The following is a 22,484-nucleotide window of genomic DNA, read 5'->3' as shown; positions in this document are numbered from 1 at the left end:
GGACATCACCTCGTCTTGCCGTCGGCACGAGATGCGCTCCTCGGCCCCACTACATGTATTTCGGCGACGTAGCCGCCGGGGAACATGACCATCGCGGCCGAGCGATCGCCGGACGTGTAGGGCTCGACCAGTACCGTCGCGCCCGCATCCTTCGCCTTGCCCAACGTTGCAGCGAGATCGGCCACTTCGTAGCCCGTCGTCTCCCGCCCATAGGGATAGGGCAGATGACCATCCGTGACCAGTACGACCATCTTCCCGAAGGCAGATTCGATCCGGATGCGCCTGTAAGTCGCGTCCGGCCTGCCGATCTCGACGCCAGGCGCCTTTGCATCGTCGGAGACGACTTTGCCGCGAGAGAACGCTACGAAGCTCCGCGTGAAAGCGGCCGCCTTGTCGGGCGAGACGTACACGCGGTTTTCCGGAACACGCTCGAAGGGGACATAGTCCGGCTTCGTCGTGTGCCAGTAGAGCTGAAGGTTGATGCCGCCGGGCCACTGGACCACGGCATCGCGCCCGATGGGATCGGGGAAGGCGGACACGATCACGTCGGCGCCCGCGGCGCGCGCCGTCTTGATCGCCTCGTCGAAATCAGCGACCAGGTAGCCGTTGCGCTCGGCGCCGAAAGGATACGGGATCGGCGTCTTGAAGCCGAACAATGAGACGGTGCCGACGGGCGTCTGCAGTAGTTGCGACGTGGTGCTGCTCGGCGTGGGCGTTACGGTCGCCACCACCTGCTTGGTGCTCTTGCCGCCAAACGTCGCCAGGAAGCTCGAAACGAACTTGTCGACATCGTCGGGCGCCACGTAGACGTGGGTCGTATCGTATTGGGGCGCGACGGCAACCGCCGCCTCCTTGGACTTCGCCGCTTCCTTCGCCATGACGGACGTATTCGCGGCGATTGCCGCGGCCAACGCCAGCAGAGCGACGACTCTTACTGATTTCATTGCGAAACTCCTTGGAAGGCATGAGATTGCGCAGCGCGGCGCGAGTCGGAAGAGGCCGGGTCGGCGACGATCGACACGATGATGAGGCCCGCAATCAGCCCGAGATGTTCAAAAAAGGCATTGGTGGCCATGAATCTCTCATGGCCGCCCATTGTCCAGAAGGTATTGGCGGTGAGCATCGCGACGAACGTCAGCACACCGAGCCCGCCTGCTCCGAACCACACGAAGCGATTGACGATGACAAGCAGTGAGCCACCCAGTTCGACCACGATGGCCGCTGCAGCCCACAATGAGCCCGGATACAGGCCGAAGTGTTCCTGCTCGGCCGCCGCGCCCGCGAAGTCGAGCAGCTTGGTAAAGCCGCCGAGCACGTAGGCCGAGACTAGCGCCAGCCTCGCCGCATGCCATAGCAGCGGCCAGCGCAGGATTGTGGATACCCAGTTCGGTGAGGTTCCGCCAGACACGTCAGACCGCCCAGCACGCGCAGCCGAGGGCGCCCCAGAAACTCTTCAGGTCGGAGACAGGCAAACGGCTCGACCAGGCGGTGGCGTGATCATGTCCATGCACGCCGCAGGAATTTGCGCAACCGCACATCTGCATGGCCTTCATTGCAAGGCTGCCCTCCTTCGCCTTTGCCTTGTCATCGGCCCAGGCTGCATACCCGCCGAACCGACGGACGGGCGACCAATCCGGCATGGCTGGCGGCGGCGTAACCGCCTCCAACTTGGAGAAATCGCCGGCACCGAACACGATCCTGCCGCCGACCATCGTCAGGATGGACGTCGTGTCGGCGATCTCCGCCTCGCTGCAAGAGAAGTAGTCGCGGTCCGGGACAACAAGATCCGCGAGTTGACCGACCTGGATCCGGCCCTTGTTGCCCTCTTCATTCGAGAACCATGTCACGTTCTCGGTCCACATCCGCAGCGCCGTCTCGCGATCGAGGCAGTTGCGCTGGGGCGTAATCCGCAATCCGCCGACGGTCCGACCGGTGACGAGCCAGGACAATGAAACCCACGGATTATAGGACGCCACGCGCGTCGCGTCGGTGCCGGCCGAGACCTTGACACCCTTGTCGATGATCTTCTTGACCGGCGGCGTCGCTTCGGCAGCCCCCGCCCCGTATCTCTCGACGAAGTATTCGCCCTGGTAAGCCATTCGATGCTGCACGGCGATGCCGCCGCCCAGCGCCGCGATGCGGTCGATCGACTGGTCCGAGATCGTTTCAGCGTGGTCAAAGAACCAGTGCAGCCCTTCCAACGGCATGTCCTGGTTGACTCGCTCAAAGACGTCCAGCGCCCGCGAGATCGTCTCGTCGTAGGTCGCATGCAGTCGCCACGGCCACTTGTTCTGGACCAGCACGCGAACGACCTCCTCGAGCTCGCCCTCCATCTCCGGCGGCATATCTGGACGGGCGACGCGAAAATCCTCGAAGTCGGCGGCCGAGAACACCAGCATCTCGCCGGCGCCATTGTGACGGAAATAGTCGTCGCCCTGCTTGTATTTCGACGCCTTCGTCCAGTTGAGGAAGTCTTCCTTCTCGCCCTTTGGCTTCTGGGTGAAGAGATTATAGGCAAGGCGTATCGTCAGGAGGCCTTCATCGCTCAGCTTCTGAATGACGGCATAGTCGTCCGGATAGTTCTGGAATCCTCCGCCGGCATCGATCGCACCGGTCACGCCCAACCGGTTCAACTCCCGCATGAAATGTCGCGTCGAGTTGACCTGGTAGTCGAGCGGGAGTTTCGGCCCCTTCGCGAGCGTCGCGTAGAGGATGTTGGCGTTGGGTTTCGCGAGCAGAAGCCCCGTGGGATTGCCCCTTGCGTCGCGCATGATTTCGCCGCCCGGCGGTTCGGGCGTATCCTTGGTATAGCCGACGGCGCGCAGCGCAGCGCCGTTCAAGATAGCGCGATCGTAGAGGTGCAGCAGGAACACCGGCGTATCCGGTGCGACAGCGTTGAGCTCGTCGATGGTCGGAAGCCGCTTTTCCACGAACTGGTGTTCGGTGAATCCGCCGACCACCCTCACCCATTGCGGCGGCGGCGTGACCGCGACCTGCCGCTTCAACATGCCCATGGCGTCGGCGAGCGAACGCACGCCGTCCCAGCGGAGTTCCATGTTGAAGTTCAGGCCGCCGCGGATGATGTGGAGATGGTTGTCGATCAAGCCAGGGAGCACGCGATGCCCCCCGAGATCGATGAGTTTCGAGGCGGGCCCGGCGAGCTTCATCACCTCATGGTCGTGTCCGACGGCCACGAACCGGCCGTCGGCGATTGCGACGGCCGAAGCCGTCGGGTTCGTGCGATCGAGCGTCGTAAACAGACCACGGTGCAGAATAACGTCCGGCGTCGAGCTCATGAGTGTTTCTCCAGACCTTCCTGCGAGGAAACTCGTTTAGATTGGTCGCTTTGGCGTCCGGGCAGCATCCCGAACATGTGCGGAGCGCATTTGGCCTGTTGCCAGGCCGATGCGAGCCCGTGCCCCGAAATCAATTGCCGGGCGACGGGAACGATCTGTTCGCCGGCGAGGATGCCAAGCAGCCCGACCAGAGCGATCAGCGGCGGGGCCGGCGAACGCACATCCAAGAGGCTATAGATGACGCCGACCAAAAGGCCGGCGCCGAGGGACAACAGATAGATTTTCATCACGGCTATCCGCTACTCGAGGAGATCTAGCCGGTTTTCGCGCCGCCTTCGGAGGCGTGCTCGCCCAGCGCCCATTTGGAGAAGCGGATCTGGATGCCGTAGGGCGAATGCGCGCGCTGAATGTCCATCATTCCTTCGTAGGTCTCGGTGCGCGCCCAGTCTTGCTGAAGCTCGTAGGCGTACTGCGACGAAGTGATCGGAACAGCGCCAGCCTGGATGGCGCGCTCCATTGCACGATTGTGCGCTTCGAGCGAGAGGTCGCCGCAAGCATCGGCGGCGATGTAGATCTCAAAGCCTTCCTTGAGCATGTCCAACGTCGGGAAGATCACACACGCCTCGGTCCAAAGTCCCGCCAGCACGAATTTCTTGCGGCCGGTGGCAGCCACCGCCTTACGGAAGTTCGCATCGAGCCAGGAATTCATGGACGTGCGGTCGATGACGTCGTGCTTCGGAAACAGCGAGGTCACTTCCGGGATGAACGGCCCGGAAAACGAATCCCGCGCCACCGTAGTCAGCACCGTCGGGATTTTGAAAAGCTTGGCGGCCTTGGCGAGGATCTGGACATTGTTGATCGTGACCAGGCGGTCATGCGACTGAACACCCTGGAACATGGCCGGCTGATAGTCGATCAGTGCGATGGCGCTATTGTCCGGGGTGAGCATATCGAGTTTCGACATTTGATGGGCTCCTTGCGATCGACATCGCGATCGAGCAAAACGGGGTGTTGCAAGCAGCTGCACCGTGAACCCTGAACGCCGACGGAGCTTGGACGATTTCGTCGCGGCTTGGACTTCGGCCCGATCATTCATTCTGGTGCGACGAATTGCCGAACGCCCCCTCGGTGGCCCCGGTTCGAGATCGCCAGCATGTCCAAAGCACGCGCAGATAGTCCAAGCTAATCTGTGCTCCATCCGCGACCGTGTGCGCGGGAGCCGGACGACCTCGCTGGATGACGTCCCGGTCCTGATAACCTCGTCACAGGAGCGAACGATGGCCTTGCTGAAATTGCGGGATGGTACCGAGCTTTATTACAAGGATTGGGGAAGCGGAACGCCGATCCTGTTCAGCCACGGCTGGCCCCTCAGCGCGGACATGTGGGACGCGCAGATGCTCTTCTTCGCCGAGCACGGCTACCGGACCGTGGCCTTCGATCGCAGGGGTTTTGGCCGGTCGAGCCAGCCCTGGACCGGCTACGACTACGACACCTTCGCCGACGACATCGCCGATCTCGTCAAGCATCTCGACCTGAAGGATGTGACGCTCGTCGGATTCTCCATGGGAGGCGGAGACATCGCGCGCTACGTGGCACGCCACGGGACGTCGCGGGTCGCCAAGTTCGTTCTGCTCAGTGCCGTAACGCCTCTCTTCGTCAAGACCGCGGATCACGATGGCGTCGACAAGTCGGTGTTCGACGGCATCAAGGCCGGGTTGGTCAAGGACCGCCCACAATTCCTCGACGACTTCAGCCCCCTCTTCTACGGCACGAACCACGGCACGAACGTGTCTCAGGGCATTTTCAAGCAAACCTTGCAGGTCGCGCTTCAAGCTTCGATCAAGGCGACGATCGATTGCGTTACTGCGTTTTCGGAAACCGATTTCCGGCCCGACATGGCCAAGATCGACGTACCCACACTGGTCATCCATGGCGAGGACGACCAGGTCGTGCCGTTCCCCTATACGGGCAAGCTGGCCGCGGAGATGATCAAGGGCGCCAAGTTGAAGATCTACCCGGGCGCGCCGCACGCCACCGCCACGACGCACGCCGATCAGGTCAATGCGGACCTGCTCGCGTTCCTGAAAGCCTGACCGGAGAACGCCGATGGCCCCGAATCCACTTCATCTGCTCGAGCCGAAGGACTGTGCCCTGCTCCTGGTCGACCAACAGGCCGGCCTGGCATTCGGCGTGGGTTCGATCGACCGGCAGGTTCTCATCAACAACGTCGTCGCGCTCGCCAAGACCGCGACGGTGTTCGGGCTGCCAGTCGTCGCCTCGACCTCGGCGACAAAGGTGTACAGCGGACCGCTGATGCCGGCCGTTAAGTCGGCGCTGCCCGGCATCGAGCCGATCGACCGGCGCAGCATGAACGTGTGGGAGGATGACAAGGCGCGTGAGGCCGTCCTCGCCACCGGTCGAAGCCGCCTGATCGTTTCGGGCCTGCTTACCGAAGCGTGCGTGACATTCGCGGTGCTCTCGGCGCTGGCGGCCGGATTGGAAGTCTATGTCGTCGGCGATGCCTGCGGAGGCCTCACGACTGCAAGCCACGAACTGGCTCTCGGCAGGATGCAGGCCGCCGGTGCTCGCCTGACATCCTGGATCCAGGTCCTGCTCGAGATGCAGCGCGATTGGACAAGGCACGAAACGTACGACGGCGCACGCGCCATCGTTGAATCTCATGCGGGCGGATACGGGATCGGTTTGGCCTATGCCCGCGATATGATCCACCCCACCTGAAACGAGGCGCGTCCGGACCTAGCCGTCGGTCCGGGCCCGTCGCCAGGCGCCGGGGCTTGCGCCGACGTTGCGGGAAAACACCCTGGTGAAGTAGCTCTGGTCGCCGAAACCGCAGATGAGCGCAATGTCGGCGAGCGGAAGCTTCGTGGTCAGCATGAGGCGCTTGGCTTCATCGATCCGGAGTTGAGACAGGAATTCGTGCGGCGCGACCCCGATGCTGCGCCGGAACGATCGCGCGAAGTGGCTGGGCGTCAACTTGCATTCCGCGGCAACGTCGGCGATCGTCAGGTTGCTGGCAAGCCGCGTCCGCATGATCTCCTTGGCCCGTCGCTCCTGCCACGGCGCCAGCCCTCCGCCTGAGACCCCGTCGCTCGGCCGCATGCCGCCGTAGGTCTGGGCGACGTGGGCGAGCACACTGAGCCCGATCTGGTCGATGAAGAGCTGGTTTGTGGCCGGATCCCGCTCCACCGCGCTGAGCAGAACGTTCGACAGCGTCGACAGGAACGGATCACGCTGATCTCTGCTCCATTTGAGGGTCGAGACGGGTTTGGCTCCATGCTCGCGAGCGAACTCGTCCAGAGCCTTCCGGGGAACGTAGTATTGAACTGCGTCAAACGGCCCCTTGAATTCGCATTGCGGATTGTCGCGAAGGTCGATCACGCTGACGGTCCCCGCACCGAATGCTCCCGAATACCTCGGTCGTCCGGCGAGCCAGCAGGAATGCCCCTCGAGATCGCCGAGCTGGTGCAGGATGCTGAAGGCCGGTTCGGAAGGAATGGCCGCCGTCCGTTCCCGAACGAAGCGAGAGCAGGTCAGTCGGGTCATTGCGAGCGCCAATTGGCCCTCGCGGCGGATCCGCAGCAGGCAATCGCCCTCCATGCCGAGGTGCTGACTGAGGCGGCGACCATAGAATCCGCCAGACTCAATTTCAGCCTCTTCCATCATTGGAGTCACAAAGCTATCCGCCGTTGGATATATTCACCGAAGGGCCACATCGTCGCGTCTATCGAAACAATCGTCTCTGTTCAAGTCGCCGATCCCGACAGCTGCCGACCGCAACGTGCTAATCGGAAAATCGACCGGAAAAGGAAACGATGACCCAGGATAGGTGACATTTGCCGGGCTTGATAATCCGCCCCAATTCCACTTTATCTGTGAAACGGTTTCATAGATGGGCAGGTGATGGATAATCGGATCGGCGAAATGCAAGTCTTCCTCCGCGTGGTGGAAGCCGGGAGCTATTCCGAGGCGGCCCGTCGCCTCTTGATGACGCCGTCCACCGTCAGCAAGCTCATCGGAAGGATCGAGGTACGGCTCGGCGTACGGCTGTTCGAGCGTTCGACGCGGAGGCTGTGCCTGACGTCCGAAGGCCGGACGTACTATGAGAAGAGCCTTGCACTGCTGGACGAACTCGATGGCATCGAGCGCGGCATTTCTCGGGGCGCAGCGACGGCCGGGGGGACGATCCGCGTCAACGCCACCGTTTCCTTCGGCATCCTTGGCCTCGAACCCCTGTTCCCGGCTTTTTGGGAAGCTCATCCCGACATCGTGATCGACCTCTCGCTGTCCGACGAGATCGTCGATCTGTACCTCGACCGAACCGATGTCGCCTTCCGCGTCGGCCCCTTGCAGGACTCTGCAATGGTCGCCCGACGCATTGGGGTCGTCAAGAGAAGGATCGTCGCATCTCCTGGCTACATCGACCGCTTGGGTGAGCCAAAAAGGGTGGACGATCTATCCGGTCACAACTGCCTGGGATTCAATTTCCGGCGCTCTGCACCGGTCTGGCCTCTGAAGGAGAGCGGGCGAATTGTCGACCGGGCGGTCAGCGGTTCGCTACTTGCGAACAACGCCCAAACCTTGCGGCGAATGGCAATCGCGGGCATCGGCCTCGCCCGACTCGCCGACTATCACATTCGCGATGATATAGCAGCAGGCCACTTGGTCGAAGTGCTCGAGGGTACCGCAGGCGATGAAGAGCAAGTGCACGCGCTCTATCACGGAGGCCCCCGGCTGCCTGCTCGCGTGAAAGCATTCCTCGAGTTCGTCTGCCCGCGACTTACCGATTTCATGGAAGGTCGAACTCTCGATGATCGACAGGCCGTTCAATTGAGCGGCGGTAAGATCGCCTGCAACTCGGCGCGGCGCTCTTCGAGAAATGCGGGAAGCTGAAGTTTCCGGCCCAGCCGCTCCGGCGCCTCGTCGACGGCAAATCCCGGACCATCGGTCGCAATTTCGAAAAGCACGCCGCACGGCGCGCGAAAGCCTACCGCGTTCAGGTAGGTTCGCTCGATGGGATCGCTCACCACGATGCCGTATGTCGACCGAAGCTTCTCGATCATTGCTGTTCGGTCGTCGAGATCGCTGGCGCGGAAAGCGACGTGCCGGATGGTGCCACCGCCGAGACGCCCCCGCGAGGACTTCCCGATCATGCGCAACGTGATCGTGCCGCCCGGGCCGTCATGGGCCACGAAGCGCATGGTTCCTTCCCGATGAGCGACCAGTTGGAAATCGAATACCTTCTGAAGGATGTCGATCGTCGCATCTTCCTCGCGGACGTTCAGCGTAACGCCATGAAGGCCCCGCAGCGCGTGATCGGTCGATGAGTTTGGGCTCCCGTTCCCCAGCTTTGCTTCCCATGTCTCGACCAGCGAGAGCTCCGTACCGTCGGGATCCGCGAAACAGAGGATGCGCTCCCCGAAGGGCGACACTTCCATTCGATTGGGTACAGCCAAGGTTTCGAGCCGATCTGCCCACCAGTCCAGCGAATTCGGCGCGACGCGGAAGGCGGTCTGCACAACCTCGCCGGCGCCGATCATCCCCGGTGTCACGCAATTCCAGGCGAGCGTGCTTATCACCGTGCCCGGATTTCCCACATCGTCGCCATAGTACACGTGGTAACTGCCGGGGTCGTCATAGCAGACGGTCTTCTTGACCCGCTTGAGCCCAAGCACACCCACGTAGAAGTCAGCGGCGCGTCGTACGTCGCCGATGATGGTCGTAACGTGGTGGAGTCCACGCGCGTTCACGTCGTCGCTGCCGGATGCGCGGTCTTGAGGCGGTCCGTTCGGTCTGTGATATTCACGTTACGGGTCCTCCCTCTCGCTCTGGAACCGGTCATTTCGACCACACAATCCCGAACATCACCACCGTGTCTTGGACTTTCTCCCGGTAACGGAACCGCCGCCAGGCCAAAATTCGGTACGGCGTCGGGCGCCTTTCGCTGCTGCTGCGACGCAATCGTACAAAGCGCCGTTAAAACCTGCAATCAGTCCCGACCGACTTCGCGAAAGGATGGCGGCTCAAAACCTTGTACCGGGGCGCCAGATCCGTGACTACCATCCATCGGACCACGTGCCGTGCCAACGGCATCAGGCAATTCTACCTCGAGGCAGGGACTGGTCCGCCGGTCGTTCTCCTGCACGGTTTCCCCGAGACCAACTTCGCCTGGCGCTTCCAGATTCCGGCGCTTGCGCCCCACTACCGCGTGATTGCTCCGGATCTTCGCGGATACGGCGAGACCGACAAGCCGTCGAAAGGCTACGACAAGCGGACGATGGCCAACGACATCGTCGAGCTGTTGAAGGCGCTCGGGGTTGGACGCATCGCACTGGTCGGACACGACCGCGGCGCGCGGGTCGCCACCCGTCTTGTCAAGGACCACCCGGACATCGTCGATCGTCTCGTGGTCATGGACAACGTTCCGACGCGTGTCGTCGCGCGCGAGATGAACGCCAAGGTCGCACGCGAATACTGGTTCTTCATGTTCCACCAGATTCCCGATCTGCCCGAGGCATTGATCGCGGGACGGGAGGATATCTGGCTTCGGCACTTTTTCTCCGATTGGTGCCACGACCCAATGACGATCACCGGCGAAGCGTTCGAAACCTACGTGAGGGCCTACAGCGCGCCTGGCGCCGTACGAGGCGCGATGGCCGATTATCGCGCGAGTGCGGAAGACGTCGCTCAGGACCTCGAGGATGCCGAGAAGAAGATCAAGTGCCCCGTACTCTCCCTTTGGGGCGAAGATTTCGGAGCCGTCGGCCGTCTGTTCGACATGAAGTCGATCTGGAGCGAGATGGCGGAGAATCTCACCGTGGCTCCGATCGAACGCTGCGGCCATCTTCCGCAGGAAGAACAGCCGGAAGCCGTCAACAGACTCCTTCTCGATTTCCTGAACGGCTGGAACGGCTAAGACGCCCGCAACTGAGCTGGGCACCTGATGAGGAGATGAAATGAAGCCGATCCGCACCATCACGCTGTTGGCGTTCGTATCCCTGTTGTCCCATGAGCAGGCGCATGCCGGCGCTCCGCAGGTCCGCGCCCAGGCACCGGGCTTCTACCGCATCATGCTTGGTCAGGTGGAAATAACAGCTTTGCTAGACGGCACGCATCCTTTCCCGGTCCACGATGTGATGACGCGAAACGAGACGCTACCGGGCGGGGACCGGAAAGCCGTGAAGCTTGCGGAGACTCATCCCGGCAAAGCGGAGGCTCTCCTTGCCGCGTCCAATCTCGCCGCTCCCGTGGAGGGCTCGATCAACGCCTTCCTTGTCAACACGGGAGAGAAACTCATTCTGATCGACAGCGGCGCCGGCAGTCTCTACGGCGCATGCTGCGGACAGCTGTTGGAAAACCTTCGTGCATCCGGATACAAGCCGGAGCAGATCGACGAGATCTATCTGACGCACCTTCATGCAGATCACGTCGGTGGCATCGCGCCTCAAGGAAAGCCCGCGTTTCCCAATGCAACCGTCAGAGTTAACCAGAGGGATCTCGATTACTGGCTCGACGCCAAGAACGAAGGCAAGGCCCCCAAGTTCCTTAAGCCGATGTTCGAGGGCGATCGCGCTTCGTTGAAGCCCTACATGGAATCGGGCCGGCTGAAACCCTTCTCGGATGGCCAACAGCTCTCGCCGGGGATTCGTGCAGTCCCTACCCCCGGGCACACACCGGGCCACACGTCCTACGAAGTCTCGAGTCAAGGAGAGGCACTATTGGTGTGGGGCGACCTCGTTCATGTCGCTCCGATCCAGTTTCCGGATCCCGCGGTTACCGTCACTTACGATAGCGATCCTTTCTCGGCGGAGGCGGAACGCACAGCGATGTTCGCCAAGGCCGCTCGGAATACGACGTGGATCGCCGCGGCCCATATCGCATTTCCCGGGATCGGGCATATCCGTTCGATCGATGGCCGGTTCGAGTGGTTGCCTACGAACTACACCACGGTACTCAAGCCAACGAATGACTGACACACTGCTCGAGTTTCTGGAGCATTTGGGCGGGCGTCGCCGGCCCTTGTGGAAACTTTCGATCGGTTGAGTGACCACGATGCCCCCATCCAACGAACAGTCCGATCCATCACCCGCAATGCGCAACGCTTCTCCATGGATCGCGTTTCGGCATACTACGTTCACCGTTGTGTGGACCGCGACCGTCGTCGCCAACGTCGGCACGTGGATGTACAACGCGGCGTCCGGATGGCTGATGACCAGCCTCGATGCCGATCCGCTGACCGTCTCCCTGGTTCAGGTTGCGAGCAGCCTTCCAATGTTTCTGTTCGCGCTACCGGCCGGTGCGCTGGCGGATACCGTCGACAAGCGCCGTTTTCTGATCGGTTGTGAGATCGTCCTTACGATCGTTGCGGCAGCAAGCGCGGTGCTCGTCGGGCTTAACGTCGTCACCCCTCCCATCCTGCTGCTGTTCACGTTTCTGCTCGGTGCGGGCGCTGCGTTCACCGCGCCCGCATGGCAGTCGGTCGTCCCGCAACTCGTCCCGAAGCAGGATCTGGCGGCAGCCATCGCCAGCAATGGCGTGGGCGTCAACATCAGCAGGGCTATCGGGCCGGCGCTCGGTGGCGTAGTTATCGGCGGATTGGGCATCGCGGCACCCTTCTGGATCAACGCGCTGAGCAATTTCGCCGTGATCGGAGCGCTACTTTGGTGGCGCCCGGCGTCCTCGCAAGGCAGCGCACTGCCGCCGGAACGTCTTGCCGGCGCCATGGTGAACGGCTTACGCCACGCGCGGTTCAACCCGAGGCTCCGTGCGACGCTCGTCAGAGCGGCAGCGTTCTTTTTCTTCGCGAGCGCCTATTGGGCACTGCTCCCACTCGTCGCACGCAATCAGATCGCAGGCGGTCCAGAACTCTACGGCATTTTGCTCGGGGCGGTCGGCGTCGGCGCCATCGCCGGCGCGTTCATGCTGCCCTGGCTGAAGGCGAGCTTCGGGCCTGACGGGCTCGTTGCGGCCGGCACCGTCGGCACCACGGTCAGTCTGATCCTTCTTGGCATCGCGCGTTACCCGGAAATCGGACTCGCGGCATGCCTGATCGCAGGTATCTCATGGATCGCCGTGCTCGCGACGGTCAACGTCTCAGTTCAAGTCTCGTTGCCGGATTGGGTGCGCGGCCGTGGACTGGCCATGTTCGTGACAGTCTTCTTTGGAGCGATGACCGCCGGCAGCGCGCTGTGGGGGCAGCTTGCCTCTGCGCTCGGCTTGCCAGGGGCGCATTTCCTCGCTGCAGCGGGAGCCATCGTCGGAATCGCGCTCACCTGGCATTGGAAGCTTCAAACAGGCGCAGGAATCGATCTTGCGCCCTCGATGCATTGGCCGGCACCTGTCTTGGCGAATGACGCAGACGCCGACCGCGGGCCAGTCCTGATTACGGTGGAGTACCGCATTGCTCCAGACCGCCGTGAAGCCTTCCTTACCGACATCAGAGCTTTGGAACAACAACGCCGGCGCGACGGAGCCTATTCTTGGGACGTATTCGAGGATGCCGCCGAGACCGGGCGCTTCCTGGAGACATTCATGGTGGCGTCATGGCTCGAGCATCTTCGACAACACCAGCGCGTGACGAACGCAGACAGGGTCGTTCAGGACGCGATCGACGAGTTCGGCGCTGCGGCCGAGCCCAAGGTTACCCACCTCATCGCCGCCAATTTTTGGGAAGCCGGCATAGGCACGCGCAGCAACCAGTCGTTGCCTTAGATACTGATATGCCCACGCCGGTTTGCTGCCATCCAGCGTAAACAATCGTAGTTTGGCGCACAAAATCGTACGAATGGTAGCGGGGGAGCGCTACCACCTTTCCCCACACCAGCCAAATCTACGATACCTCATCCAATCTTACGCATGAGGCATTCTGTGAGTTCTGCAACGCGCTGAACTCTATAGTCCTGGAGAGGTACTTTGAAGGGTCGCGAACCTCAGGATCCGGCTAAAGCGGCTGAATTTCGCGAGAGCTCGAACCGTAGCACATGTTCGTCGCCATCAAGCCGAGACCACCTCCGCCTTCGGAGGGCAACAGTCGGTCGAGGCCCGAGGCACCCGGTGCTTTCCAGCACTATCTACTCAGTCTCTATCAACCGACCTCTTTCACCCATTTGCGCAGACCGTTTTCATGAACGTCCAGGTCTCGGACCCGGTGCAGGCCTCTCCCGGCCACGGGCACATGAACCCCGAGCAGCAAGAGATCGAGCCGTTGCGCCGTGAGGTCGCCAAGTTGAAGGCCGAGCGGGATATCCTAAAAACATCACGGGTCCCCGGCCCGCCTGTGCGCGGTAGAAACAGCCAGCGCCAAGCTATCTTTCGACCTGGAGGGTAGCGGCCGTCAGCTTCTCGTCCATGGCTGGACGCGAACTTGAGAATGGTGACGCTGTTCGGACGGCGATCCCGGTTAGGAAGATGACGATTGGCATAACCCAAACACTCCAGCCCCATGACTGGACGGAGGAGTTGCAATCCCGAAGACACCTGCCGGTGGCCGCCCGGAATTAAAGCCGATCGCCGGAGTGCCGCCGCCATCGACCTGCGGCCTAATCAGTGTCGCGATGGGACGAAATTGTCGAGCGCGGGGGTTCGAGGTCATTCTGGTCAACGCACGTTACGCCAAGAACGTGCCTGGACGCAAAAAACTGATGTAAAAATGGCAAGGTATTATCTACGCGCACGCGACGATCGTCCAGTCGAGCAGCGGCACTGCTGCGGCTAGCAGCCACGACCGTTGGGCGGAGCGATAAGGCGCTTGGCGCATTCTATCGACGGCTGGCTTTGCGAGCCGGCAAGGCAAAAGCCGTGACGGCGGCCGCTCGCAAAATAGCGGTTCTGTTCTACAATACGCTCAGGCAAAGGCATGACCTACAGGCATCTGCGTGCAGATCACTACGAGAAATAATATCGCAGCCGCGTCGTCGCCAATTCTGAGGCGACGTGCCAAGTCACTCGGCTTCGTCCTGCAAATGGACCCGGGCGGCCAATTCGCAGTTTCCTAGGAAGGCCGCAGCCTTCTTCGCGAGGGAAGCGACATGAAGTTCGTCTTCATCGCGAAGCATCGGACGATCTGGCCGGTGGCATGGCTATGCGATGCGCTGGGGTGTCAAGGTCGGGCTTCCATGCCTGGCTGAACCGCTCGCCCCGCGCCAGGTCCCGCAGCGACGAAGAACTCGGCGGCAAGGTGAAGACCAGCTTCATGGCGAGCGACCGCACTTACGGTGGGCGCCGGGCGAGGCGCGCACGTCGATCTGCGTCAGGTCCAATTCGGGCAATGCAGAGTGTTCGAAATGGATATACTCGCAGGCTGCGACCGTGGCCGGGGCCGCTCGCCGATCCAGCACGATGTCCACATGGTCGTCCTTGCGCCGGCTCAGGGCGGTGTCGCTCATGCTCGCGCCATCCCGTCGCATCCGGCGACGGCGTTGCGTCGGATCGAACCGCGGCAGCGCGCGCACGCCGCGGCCTCCCGCGCGTTCAGGCCGGCGCACGCTGGCCGCCCCCCGCAGAGTCGCTGCGGTACCGGCTGGCCGAGGTCTGGTAGTACTGTGCGCGGATGGCCGCCATGGCATCGATCAACGGTCCCCACGGCGCCGGAAAGCGTTCTTCCGCCATCACCCGGTGCAGCATGCGCGTATGGCCGGCCAGCTCGTCGTTGAGGAACTCCACCACCGGCATAGCTGGATAGCGCTGCAGCAGCAGGATCGCCGCGTTGTCGGTTTCGCCGGCCGATCTGTCCTTGTCGCGTCCATGCAGATCGTTCTGCAGACGCCCTATCGCGGAGATGAGCCGCAGGACCTGGCAAAACGCCGGACGCGCGCGCAAGGTCGCCATGTTCAGCCCCCACAGCAACGACAGGCAACAGAACACGTTCGCGTAGGCGATCGAATCGATGCCGTTGTGCAGGTACTCGGCGTAGGACCAGCGTTCCGCCCCTGCCGCCTGCGCGTGTCCGGCGCGCAGCGCCGCGCAGTAGCGCCGGGTATCGTCGAGAAGCTGAGCATAGTCGCGACGATCGTAGGCGAGCGCGGCCAGCGAAGCGCGCAGCACAGCGCAGCCCTCGAATCCGGGGAGCGCGCACGGCTCGCCCTGCCCCAGCGCCTGCTCCACCGCGGCGAGCTGCTCCGGCGCGATCAGGCCAAGGTCGTTGCAATCGTCGAGCCAGAACAGCAGCGCCAGTTCGCGATAGAACGCCACGATCAGCGTTTCGTCCTGCAGATCGCGACCGGTGCGGGCGCTGGTGTCGCTCAGGCTCGGGTGGATGCGCTGCAGGATGTACTGGCCGCCCCTGACCGCTTCCACGGCATGCTCATCGGCGAACCCGGTCAGGGAACGCCCCCACTCCAGCACCTGCTGCAGCGCGCGTTCGGTCTGGATCATGGCGCCGCTCCTGCTCCCTCGGCCAGGACGCGCCGTCCCCAACGAAGCGCCAGCCACAACCCGGCGAGTTCGGCCACGCGCACGACCCGAGTGGGGCAATACAGTTCCTTGCCGATCCACAGCGGCGTCTGCGGCAATGCATGCGCCGCATGGCGGGCGAGCATCCACTCCAGCGCACGCGCCACCACCTGCGCGATGTGCCGGCGCCCTCTCGCCTCCTCGCTCCCGTCCATCACGTGTAACGCGAACAGGGCATAGGCGGTTTCCTCGAAAGTGGACGCGCGACCGGCGCCCCAGCCGCCGTCGTCACGCTGCGCCTCCAGCAGCGCCGCCAACGCGCGCTCGTCGCGCCACTGCGGCTCGCCTTGCGCCAGCGCAGCGACCGCATGCGCGGTGGGATACAGCCACGAAACGTGCCATTTTTCGTTGTCCCATAGACCGTGCGGGTTGCGATTGGCCTCGACGTAGGCGCTGGTGCCGGCGGCGGGCTTTCCCAACAATCGCAACGCATGCAGGGCGTGGATGTTGGTCGACACCGAGGCATTGCGCTCGCCGGGGAAGGTGACGAACAGCTCGCCAATTTCGAAATGGCGCAACGCATCGACCGCCGGGTTGCGGCCTGCCAGGTGCAGGACGCACAACGCGACTGCGGTATCGTCCGCATCAGCCGCGAAGTGCAAGGCCGGGCCCAGACCGCGCACGCCCAGGCGGGCGTCGAGCTGCGCGACGATCACGCGGACCGCCTCGGCGAGCGCGGGATGCGCGAACAACCTGGCCAGATGCAGGGTGTACAGCGACCAGCATGGCTCGAACACATTGATCGGCCAGACGTTGGGAACGACACCTTCGATGCCGCTGCGCGTCGCCAGCGATGCCATCTGCAGATACGCATCGGCGCGCCCGGTCTGCGGCGTGCTCCCCCGAGTCACGGCGTACGCACGCCACGCGGCGGTGGCCGCCGGACTGATGCCGACGCTGCCGTCGCCATCCGGGCATGCGGTGGTCGGCGACATCCCCCAGGCTTCCCACGAGTGTAGCAACGGATGGCCGCTCGGCAACATCGCCACCGCCTCCAGCTTGACCAGGCGCGCTTGCCGCAACGGCAACAGCGCTGGATGGCGCGGAAACGCTACGGCACCCGGCAAGGACGCGGCCTCACCGCAAAGCTGCGGCAGGATCAGCTCCGCGCCGATCGGCGCGTCTTCCGGCACCGCATGCGCGTAGGGATCGGGCTGGCGCTGGAGGAACCGGATTGCCGCCTGGACTGCGTCGGCAGCACCGGGAAGAGGATCGGCACGCTGCAATGCCAGTAACGCTGCCCAGGTGGGCGCATGGCGGAACAGCGGGAAGTCCGCGCTTCCCCATCCGCCGTCGGCCTGTTGCTGCGCGATGAGCCACGCGTATGCGTCCTGCCGACCGGTGACCTTGCCGTGGAAGCGCAGCGCCTGCGCCGTGTCGTAGACAGACGGACCGACGCTGCCGCCATCGCTCATTTCGCTCAGCAGGCCGCGCAATTCGGAAAGGATCTGTTCGGACAGTGCGTTCACGCTGGATGTCTCTTATGCAGACCGTTGAAAAGAACCGGGATCGGGCAGACGCCGCGCATGTCGCCGCAAGCTCGTCGCATAGGCAGCGCCGGACGGCCGCACTGCTCCGGCGGGGCGAGGTCCGCGATGCTGGCGCCGGTCCGCCGCGTAGGCTTGCGCGCAGGGCGCCGCGCGCGCCGCGGCGGGCAACCGCTGCGATAGGAACCGCGACTCGGACAAAGTGCAGTATGTACCTCTGTCGCCGGTCGATCGCTGCGGCACGGAGGCGTCTCCATACGGACGGGCGCGCTCATGCGCATGGCGCGTGCTTGAACAGATACGCGTTGGCCCGCTGTAGGAGTTGCGCCAACCGTTCAGCACGCGGCCCCAGCGGCGCGATGGCCTCCCCAGCATCGCGCAACAGATCCAGCGCGAACTGGCGTGCTGCCTGCAGTCCCATGATCGACGCGCAGGTCGGCTTCTGCGCCGCCGCATCCTTGCCGGGGGTCTTGCCCAGCGTCGCGGTATCCGCTGTCACGTCGAGAATGTCGTCGATCACCTGCAACGCCAGGCCGAAACAGGCGCTGTAGTGATCGAGCGCACAGTACAGTGCAGCGTGCGCGGCATTCTCCGCGACAGCGCATAGCGCGCCCATGCGAACGGACGCGCGCACTAGCGCTCCGCTCTTCATCTGGTGCATCGCCACGATCCTGTCCAGCTCGACGTGCTTTCCAACCAGCGAAAGATCCTTGGCCTGCCCGCCTGCGGCACCCTCGGCTGACACCGCCTGCGCCAGTTCGCGCACGAGCGCGATACGGCTGTTGCCCGGCGCATCCAGGCTCGCCAGGGTCAGGAAGGCGTGCGCCTGCAGCGCATCGCCGACCAGGATCGCAGTAGCTTCGCCGAACTTGACGTGCACGGTCGGAAGGCCGCGGCGAAGCACGTCGTCGTCCATCGCGGGCAGATCGTCGTGGACCAAGGTACAGGCGTGCATCATCTCGATGGCGGCGCCGACGTCATCGAGCATGTGCGCCGGCGCGTCAGCCAGTGTGCCGGCAGCCAGACATAGCAAGGCGCGGGTGCGCTTCCCGCCATGCAAGGTGGCGTAGCGCATCGCCGTCATCAGCTCGGTCTCACCGCCATGTTCGGCGCAGAGAAGACGCGCCAGCACCTGTTCGACCCGGTTTGCGCCCTCGTGCATCCAGATCTCGGGCAGCAGCCCGCCGGATGCGCCGCGCGCCTGCGCGCCCAATCCGCCGAGCGCGGAATCACCAGTTCTGTCATCCTGTGGCGTAGAACCGGTCTGCATGTTGTTCATGTCCTTGTCCCTGACCGACGAGCCGCCGTGTTGTCTGCGTCGCACCGTGCGCGCGCCGAGTGCAGCAATGCCGCGCGTCGCCGGCGCTGCTGCCTCGCCACAGGGGCATGTGATGCCAGCTCATGAGAATCCGATGCGGATAGTCATGGACGGATGTGCGGTCGGGTAATAGCGCCGGCCTTTTTCGACACCGCTCAGCAACCGCGGCCGCGCCCCGCCCTCGTGCATGGTCAGCGCCAAGGCGATGCAGAACTGCACCAGTTCCAGCCATGCCAGGTGGTAGCCGATGCAGACGTGTGGGCCGGTACCGAACTGCAGCATGTCCACCGGACGGATCGGCTCCGTGCGTTCCAGCCACCGCGCCGGGCGAAACTGATGAGGCGCCTCGTGCAGCAGCGCCGAGGTCGAGAAATGCAGCAGCGGGATGCACAGATCGGTGCCCGCGGGAATGCGCCGTTGGCCGAGTCGCAATTCACGCACTGCGCGACGCACCAGGAGCGGCGTCGGCGGATGCATGCGCAGCGTCTCGCGGAACAGCGCCTCGGCGACCGGACACTGCGCCAGGTCCGCGTGCCGGGTCGGCACCGCGCCCACGCGTTGCGCCTCCTCTACCAGAGCGTCCCACAGCCCAGGCTGCCGCGCCAGCTCGATCACCATCCAGGCCATCGTTGAGGCGGTGGTGTCGTGACCACCAAGCAGCAGCAAGCGGATATTGGCGACCAGGACCTCATCGGAGAGCGCATCGTCGCTGCGATCGAAGGCGCTCACCATGTCGTTGATCAACCCGGTGCGCGCCGCATGTTCGCGCGCGTCGCGAACGAACTCGCGCAACCGCGCATCGATCCAGTCGCGGGCGGCGCGACCGCGCCGCAAGGGCAGTCCGGGCAGGTCGACCGGGGGCGCGACGATCAACTGCAGCAGTTGCCGGTACCTGCGACGCCATTCCGGCAGGTCCTGCGCGGGGATTCCCATGAGGCTGAAGATGAGCTTGAGCATCAGATCGCCGGTTTCGCGCAGGATGGTTACGTCGCCCCGGTCGCGCCACCTCTGCACCCGCGCCCGGATGACGGGCGCGAACAGCTCGCCGATCCCGGCCTGGGTCAGCCCCGTGGGCAGGAACGCCGCCTGGATCGCACCGCGCGCCTGCCGGTGCGCGCCACCGTCCTGGGCGACCAACGTTCCGCCAAACAATTCGGGCGCGATATCTTCGATCAGCGCCGAGGACACGTCCTTGTGCCGGAGCAGTGCGATCGCATCCGGATCCAGACAGGTCACCATGTGTCCGGCAGGGCCGAAGTCCAGCCAGAAGTGGCTGCCCAGCGTCCGTTCCGCGCGCCGCAGCAGGCGCGGCAGGTCGCAGACGATGGCGGGAAGATGCCCGACCAAGGGGAAAGCGCCGGGCACGACCGGGATGTCGTGCCGCAGCCGATCTCGACGGTTCAGCGGGTTGAGCAGCATGTCCATCAGCAGCGCGGCGACGCAGCCGCTTCGGCGGACTCGCCGGAAGGCCGCGCGGCGCGGCTGTTCCCACCGTCGGCGTACGTCGGCACATGCGCCAGCATGCCGCCGTCAATGCACACTACTTGGCCGGTGATGAACGCAGCATCGTCGGAGAGCAGGAAAGCCACCAGCGCGGCCACGTCCTCGGGGCGGCCGACGCGCGGCAGGAGCTGGTGCCGGCGCAGATGCCGTTGCATGTACTCATCCAGCTTGGCCAGGAGACGCTCGGTCATGATGAGACCTGGCGCAACCGCGTTGCAGCGGATCTGCGCATGACCGTACTGGGTGGCGAGCGAGGCCGATAGCATGTTCATCGCCGCCTTCGATGCGGCGTAGGACGTCAGCGCGGTGTCACCGCTGAGCCCCTGGCACGACGACATGTTGACGATCGCGCCACCGCCGCGGGCGATCATCCCTGGGATGGCCTGCCGGCAGCAGAGCAATGTGCCGCGCAGATTGGTTGCCATGGTCTCATCCCAGACCGCCAGGTCCAGGTCGAGGATCGCGCGGTCGCGCGGAGTCAGATGCATGGCGCCCGCGTTGTTCACCAGGAGATCGACCGCACTGAAGTGCCGCTCCGCCGTATCGAACAGCGCTGCCACAGCCTGCGCCTCGGCGATGTCGATAGCCAGAGCCAGCGCGTGGCCCGCCTCGGCCGCGATTTGCGCGGTACACGCCATGGCCGCCGAGCCATCGATGTCGGCGACCACCACTCTGCCGCCCTCGCGCGCGATGGCGAGGGCGCATGCCTTGCCGATCCCGGCGCCGGCGCCGGTCACCACGGCCACCTTGCCTTCAAACCGTCCCATGGCGTCCTCCCGGATTGCGTTGGTCTCTCGCGGCATGCCGCTCCGCCTCCGCCGGAGAAGGCGCACTGTCGGCGCTGGCGCGCTCGTCACCGCCAGCTTCGCTTCTGATGACCCGAATGGCCGCGACCGGGCACTGGCTGGCTGCGAGCCGCACGGCGGCGTGCAGCGCCTGCGGGATTGTCGCCTCGCACAGTTCGGCCACGCCGTCCGGTTCGCGCTGGCGAAAAGTACCCGGTAGCGTCAGCGCGCACTGTCCGCTGGTTCCGCACAGATCCTGGTCGACCACGACGCGCATCTCAGCCCCCGTGCGCACGCAGCCGCACCGGCAGCGCGCGGAACGTCCTAAGGAACGCGGAGGGCTCCCGGGTCGGCAGCTCGGCCAATGCCAGCGTGGGGAAGCGCGCCTGAATCCGCGGCAAACTTTCGGCCAACTGCACCCTTGCCAGTTGCGCACCGAGGCAGAAGTGGATGCCGTGGCCGAAGCTCAGCATGATCTTCCCGTCGGTCGACATGCCGGGACTGGTGCCGTAGAACCGCGCGGGATCGAAGCGGTCGGGATCGGCGAAGGCGTCAGGGTCGCGATTGCCAGACGCGATCAGCACGCGCACGTCCGCGTTCTTCGGGATCACCACGTCGCCCAGTTCGATGTCGCTCTGGGCGATACGCGGAATGGAGCTGAACATGGCGGGCGCGTCGCAGCGCAGGACTTCTTCGACGAATGCCTTCACCCCTATGGCGTCTCCCTGCAGCCAGTGCCGCTGTTCGGGATAGGCCAGCATCGCCAGGACCGCATGGTCGATGGTCGCAGCAGTGGTGGCGAAGCCACCCAGCAGCATGCCCCACAACATGCTGATCAACTCCGCATCTGACAGCATGTCGGCATCATCGTCGTGTGCGCCGACCAGCATCGACACGATGTCGTGGCAGGGATCAGTGCGCTTGCGCTGTATGAGACCGCCGAAGTAGGCCTTCACTCTGGCACTGGCCGCGTCCGCCGCGGCGAGCCTGGGATCGCTGGCGTGCGGGCTCAGGCCTTCCAGAATGGCGCCGATGCCGGCGGCGAGCCCGAATATGTCGTCGTGGGGCATGCCAAACAGTTCGGCGAAGACCAGCATGGGCAAGGCCAGCGCGAATTCCCGATGCAGGTCCACAGCCTCCCCGAGCTCCAGCGCAGGCGCCATGCGGTCCAGCCGCGCTTCGACGATGCGCGCGATGCTTGGCCGCAGGTTGTCGATCTGGCGCATGGTGAAATCGCGCGAGATCAGCCGGCGCAGACGCGTATGCGTCGGTGGGTCCTTCATCGCTAGCGTGGAGGCCAGCAGATCGAGCGACACGCTGGTCGCCGCATGCGGGAAATAGCGCGCCAGTTCCCCCGGCGCCGGTCCCCGCAGCGTATCGCCCGTGGCCTTGAGGGCCCAGTAGATGTCGGCGTGGCGGCTCAACAGAAAGAGGCCCGACGCCGCGCGATGCACCGGGTCGTGCTCGCGCAACCACCGCATGAACGGATACGGGTCGTGGATCCACGCCGGCGACGCCAGTTCGGCAAAGGCGTCCCGGCATGCTGCCGTGGTTTCTTGCACGTCCATCTTCGTTACCTGTTGGCTGGCTGATCTGACCGGTGCACCGGCACGTGGGCCGGCAAACC

At 64.0% G+C, this 22,484-nt stretch carries 21 protein-coding genes and 3 pseudogenes; 9 read left to right on the top strand and 15 right to left on the bottom strand.

Annotation, left to right across the window (positions count from 1 at the left end):
* Positions 1–5: 5 nt before the first annotated feature.
* The 5 genes from GGD63_RS18635 to GGD63_RS18615 are packed head-to-tail and all read right to left on the bottom strand — an operon-like array spanning position 6 to position 4,260.
* Positions 6–944: a glyoxalase gene (locus GGD63_RS18635; protein ID WP_183244513.1), complete on the bottom strand. Its 939-nt coding sequence runs from the start codon at positions 942–944 to the stop codon at positions 6–8.
* The gene (locus tag GGD63_RS18630; protein WP_183244511.1) at positions 941–1,408 is read right to left on the bottom strand and encodes a DoxX family protein; all 468 of its coding nucleotides are present in this window, start codon (positions 1,406–1,408) and stop codon (positions 941–943) included. Before GGD63_RS18630 ends, GGD63_RS18635 begins: the two co-directional genes overlap by 4 nt.
* Before the next feature lies 1 nt (position 1,409).
* Positions 1,410–3,296 carry an amidohydrolase gene (locus tag GGD63_RS18625; RefSeq protein ID WP_183244509.1) on the bottom strand — a complete coding sequence of 629 codons (1,887 nt, stop codon included), beginning with the start codon at positions 3,294–3,296 and terminating at the stop codon, positions 1,410–1,412.
* On the bottom strand, positions 3,293–3,583 hold the full coding sequence (locus tag GGD63_RS18620; RefSeq protein ID WP_183244507.1) for a XapX domain-containing protein: 291 nt from the start codon (positions 3,581–3,583) through the stop codon (positions 3,293–3,295). Before GGD63_RS18620 ends, GGD63_RS18625 begins: the two co-directional genes overlap by 4 nt.
* A gap of 26 nt (positions 3,584–3,609) precedes the next feature.
* Complete coding sequence (locus tag GGD63_RS18615; protein ID WP_183244737.1) at positions 3,610–4,260, bottom strand: hydrolase; 651 nt, start codon at positions 4,258–4,260, stop codon at positions 3,610–3,612.
* 88 nt (positions 4,261–4,348) lie between these two features.
* Between GGD63_RS18615 and GGD63_RS18610 the strand changes: the two genes are divergently transcribed.
* Positions 4,349–5,389: an alpha/beta fold hydrolase gene (locus tag GGD63_RS18610; RefSeq protein ID WP_246785543.1), complete on the top strand. Its 1,041-nt coding sequence runs from the start codon at positions 4,349–4,351 to the stop codon at positions 5,387–5,389.
* Between the two features lie 13 nt (positions 5,390–5,402).
* Entirely contained in the window at positions 5,403–6,035 is a 633-nt protein-coding gene (locus GGD63_RS18605) for a hydrolase (protein ID WP_124159847.1), read from the top strand.
* A gap of 18 nt (positions 6,036–6,053) precedes the next feature.
* Here GGD63_RS18605 and GGD63_RS40820 read toward each other — a convergent pair whose 3' ends face one another.
* Complete coding sequence (locus GGD63_RS40820; protein ID WP_312013324.1) at positions 6,054–6,695, bottom strand: AraC family transcriptional regulator; 642 nt, start codon at positions 6,693–6,695, stop codon at positions 6,054–6,056.
* A 60-nt stretch (positions 6,696–6,755) separates the two neighbouring features.
* On the opposite strand from GGD63_RS40820, the gene GGD63_RS40200 reads away from it, so the two are divergent.
* The gene (locus GGD63_RS40200; RefSeq protein ID WP_246785541.1) at positions 6,756–7,133 is read left to right on the top strand and encodes a hypothetical protein; all 378 of its coding nucleotides are present in this window, start codon (positions 6,756–6,758) and stop codon (positions 7,131–7,133) included.
* Positions 7,134–7,217: 84 nt separating this feature from the next.
* On the top strand, positions 7,218–8,207 hold the full coding sequence (locus GGD63_RS18595; protein ID WP_183244505.1) for a LysR substrate-binding domain-containing protein: 990 nt from the start codon (positions 7,218–7,220) through the stop codon (positions 8,205–8,207).
* On the opposite strand, the gene GGD63_RS40815 is transcribed toward GGD63_RS18595, so the two are convergent.
* Positions 8,141–9,064 (bottom strand): ring-cleaving dioxygenase, encoded by a 924-nt coding sequence (locus GGD63_RS40815; protein WP_183244503.1) that lies wholly within the window; start codon positions 9,062–9,064, stop codon positions 8,141–8,143. The two genes, GGD63_RS18595 and GGD63_RS40815, sit on opposite strands and share 67 nt — an antisense overlap.
* Before the next feature lie 302 nt (positions 9,065–9,366).
* On the opposite strand from GGD63_RS40815, the gene GGD63_RS18585 reads away from it, so the two are divergent.
* The 5 genes and pseudogenes from GGD63_RS18585 to GGD63_RS18570 form a co-directional block, all read left to right on the top strand.
* Entirely contained in the window at positions 9,367–10,230 is an 864-nt protein-coding gene (locus GGD63_RS18585; RefSeq protein WP_312013323.1) for an alpha/beta hydrolase, read from the top strand.
* A 40-nt stretch (positions 10,231–10,270) separates the two neighbouring features.
* Positions 10,271–11,287, top strand: a complete 1,017-nt coding sequence (locus GGD63_RS18580; protein WP_183244499.1) for an MBL fold metallo-hydrolase — start codon at positions 10,271–10,273, stop codon at positions 11,285–11,287.
* Positions 11,288–11,366: 79 nt separating this feature from the next.
* A complete protein-coding gene (locus GGD63_RS18575; RefSeq protein ID WP_183244734.1) occupies positions 11,367–13,025 on the top strand; it encodes an MFS transporter in 1,659 nt (552 codons plus the stop codon).
* Positions 13,026–13,455: 430 nt separating this feature from the next.
* A pseudogene (locus tag GGD63_RS40980) lies at positions 13,456–13,575 on the top strand (IS3 family transposase); the annotation flags it as partial.
* Between the two features lie 733 nt (positions 13,576–14,308).
* Positions 14,309–14,538: pseudogene (locus GGD63_RS18570) on the top strand (IS3 family transposase); the annotation flags it as partial.
* 1 nt (position 14,539) lies between these two features.
* Here GGD63_RS18570 and GGD63_RS40810 read toward each other — a convergent pair.
* The 8 genes and pseudogenes from GGD63_RS40810 to GGD63_RS18530 all read right to left on the bottom strand — a co-directional run.
* A pseudogene (locus GGD63_RS40810) lies at positions 14,540–14,755 on the bottom strand (type 2 isopentenyl-diphosphate Delta-isomerase); the annotation flags it as partial.
* A 28-nt stretch (positions 14,756–14,783) separates the two neighbouring features.
* Entirely contained in the window at positions 14,784–15,686 is a 903-nt protein-coding gene (locus tag GGD63_RS18560; RefSeq protein WP_183244497.1) for a terpene synthase family protein, read from the bottom strand.
* On the bottom strand, positions 15,683–17,233 hold the full coding sequence (locus tag GGD63_RS18555) for a hypothetical protein (RefSeq protein WP_183244495.1): 1,551 nt from the start codon (positions 17,231–17,233) through the stop codon (positions 15,683–15,685). The genes GGD63_RS18560 and GGD63_RS18555 overlap by 4 nt, the downstream gene beginning before the upstream one ends.
* A 289-nt stretch (positions 17,234–17,522) precedes the next feature.
* Complete coding sequence (locus GGD63_RS18550) at positions 17,523–18,521, bottom strand: polyprenyl synthetase family protein (RefSeq protein ID WP_183244733.1); 999 nt, start codon at positions 18,519–18,521, stop codon at positions 17,523–17,525.
* A gap of 129 nt (positions 18,522–18,650) precedes the next feature.
* Positions 18,651–19,994, bottom strand: a complete 1,344-nt coding sequence (locus tag GGD63_RS18545) for a cytochrome P450 (protein WP_183244493.1) — start codon at positions 19,992–19,994, stop codon at positions 18,651–18,653.
* Complete coding sequence (locus GGD63_RS18540; protein ID WP_183244491.1) at positions 19,994–20,839, bottom strand: SDR family oxidoreductase; 846 nt, start codon at positions 20,837–20,839, stop codon at positions 19,994–19,996. Before GGD63_RS18540 ends, GGD63_RS18545 begins: the two co-directional genes overlap by 1 nt.
* Positions 20,826–21,134, bottom strand: coding sequence for a ferredoxin (locus GGD63_RS18535; RefSeq protein WP_183244489.1), 309 nt, complete (start codon positions 21,132–21,134; stop codon positions 20,826–20,828). The genes GGD63_RS18540 and GGD63_RS18535 overlap by 14 nt, the downstream gene beginning before the upstream one ends.
* Before the next feature lies 1 nt (position 21,135).
* The gene (locus tag GGD63_RS18530) at positions 21,136–22,425 is read right to left on the bottom strand and encodes a cytochrome P450 (RefSeq protein WP_183244487.1); all 1,290 of its coding nucleotides are present in this window, start codon (positions 22,423–22,425) and stop codon (positions 21,136–21,138) included.
* Positions 22,426–22,484: the final 59 nt, after the last annotated feature.

It is taken from the genome of Bradyrhizobium sp. cir1 (assembly GCF_014198245.1).
Classification (GTDB): domain Bacteria; phylum Pseudomonadota; class Alphaproteobacteria; order Rhizobiales; family Xanthobacteraceae; genus Bradyrhizobium.
This window is presented reverse-complemented; position numbering and strand designations above follow the sequence as displayed.

What these genes read in the sequence shown, in the direction of transcription:
- GGD63_RS18535 (WP_183244489.1), bottom strand. Translation starts at nt 21,134, where the DNA reads ATGCGCGTCGTGGTCGACCAGGATCTGTGCGGAACCAGCGGACAGTGC.
- GGD63_RS18635 (WP_183244513.1), bottom strand. Translation starts at nt 944, where the DNA reads ATGAAATCAGTAAGAGTCGTCGCTCTGCTGGCGTTGGCCGCGGCAATC.
- GGD63_RS18550 (WP_183244733.1), bottom strand. Translation starts at nt 18,521, where the DNA reads ATGCAGACCGGTTCTACGCCACAGGATGACAGAACTGGTGATTCCGCG.
- GGD63_RS18595 (WP_183244505.1), top strand. Translation starts at nt 7,218, where the DNA reads ATGGATAATCGGATCGGCGAAATGCAAGTCTTCCTCCGCGTGGTGGAA.
- GGD63_RS18530 (WP_183244487.1), bottom strand. Translation starts at nt 22,425, where the DNA reads ATGGACGTGCAAGAAACCACGGCAGCATGCCGGGACGCCTTTGCCGAA.
- GGD63_RS40200 (WP_246785541.1), top strand. Translation starts at nt 6,756, where the DNA reads ATGCCCCTCGAGATCGCCGAGCTGGTGCAGGATGCTGAAGGCCGGTTC.
- GGD63_RS18540 (WP_183244491.1), bottom strand. Translation starts at nt 20,839, where the DNA reads ATGGGACGGTTTGAAGGCAAGGTGGCCGTGGTGACCGGCGCCGGCGCC.
- GGD63_RS18615 (WP_183244737.1), bottom strand. Translation starts at nt 4,260, where the DNA reads ATGTCGAAACTCGATATGCTCACCCCGGACAATAGCGCCATCGCACTG.
- GGD63_RS18575 (WP_183244734.1), top strand. Translation starts at nt 11,367, where the DNA reads ATGCCCCCATCCAACGAACAGTCCGATCCATCACCCGCAATGCGCAAC.
- GGD63_RS18620 (WP_183244507.1), bottom strand. Translation starts at nt 3,583, where the DNA reads ATGAAAATCTATCTGTTGTCCCTCGGCGCCGGCCTTTTGGTCGGCGTC.
- GGD63_RS18580 (WP_183244499.1), top strand. Translation starts at nt 10,271, where the DNA reads ATGAAGCCGATCCGCACCATCACGCTGTTGGCGTTCGTATCCCTGTTG.
- GGD63_RS18605 (WP_124159847.1), top strand. Translation starts at nt 5,403, where the DNA reads ATGGCCCCGAATCCACTTCATCTGCTCGAGCCGAAGGACTGTGCCCTG.
- GGD63_RS18560 (WP_183244497.1), bottom strand. Translation starts at nt 15,686, where the DNA reads ATGATCCAGACCGAACGCGCGCTGCAGCAGGTGCTGGAGTGGGGGCGT.
- GGD63_RS18625 (WP_183244509.1), bottom strand. Translation starts at nt 3,296, where the DNA reads ATGAGCTCGACGCCGGACGTTATTCTGCACCGTGGTCTGTTTACGACG.
- GGD63_RS18545 (WP_183244493.1), bottom strand. Translation starts at nt 19,994, where the DNA reads ATGGACATGCTGCTCAACCCGCTGAACCGTCGAGATCGGCTGCGGCAC.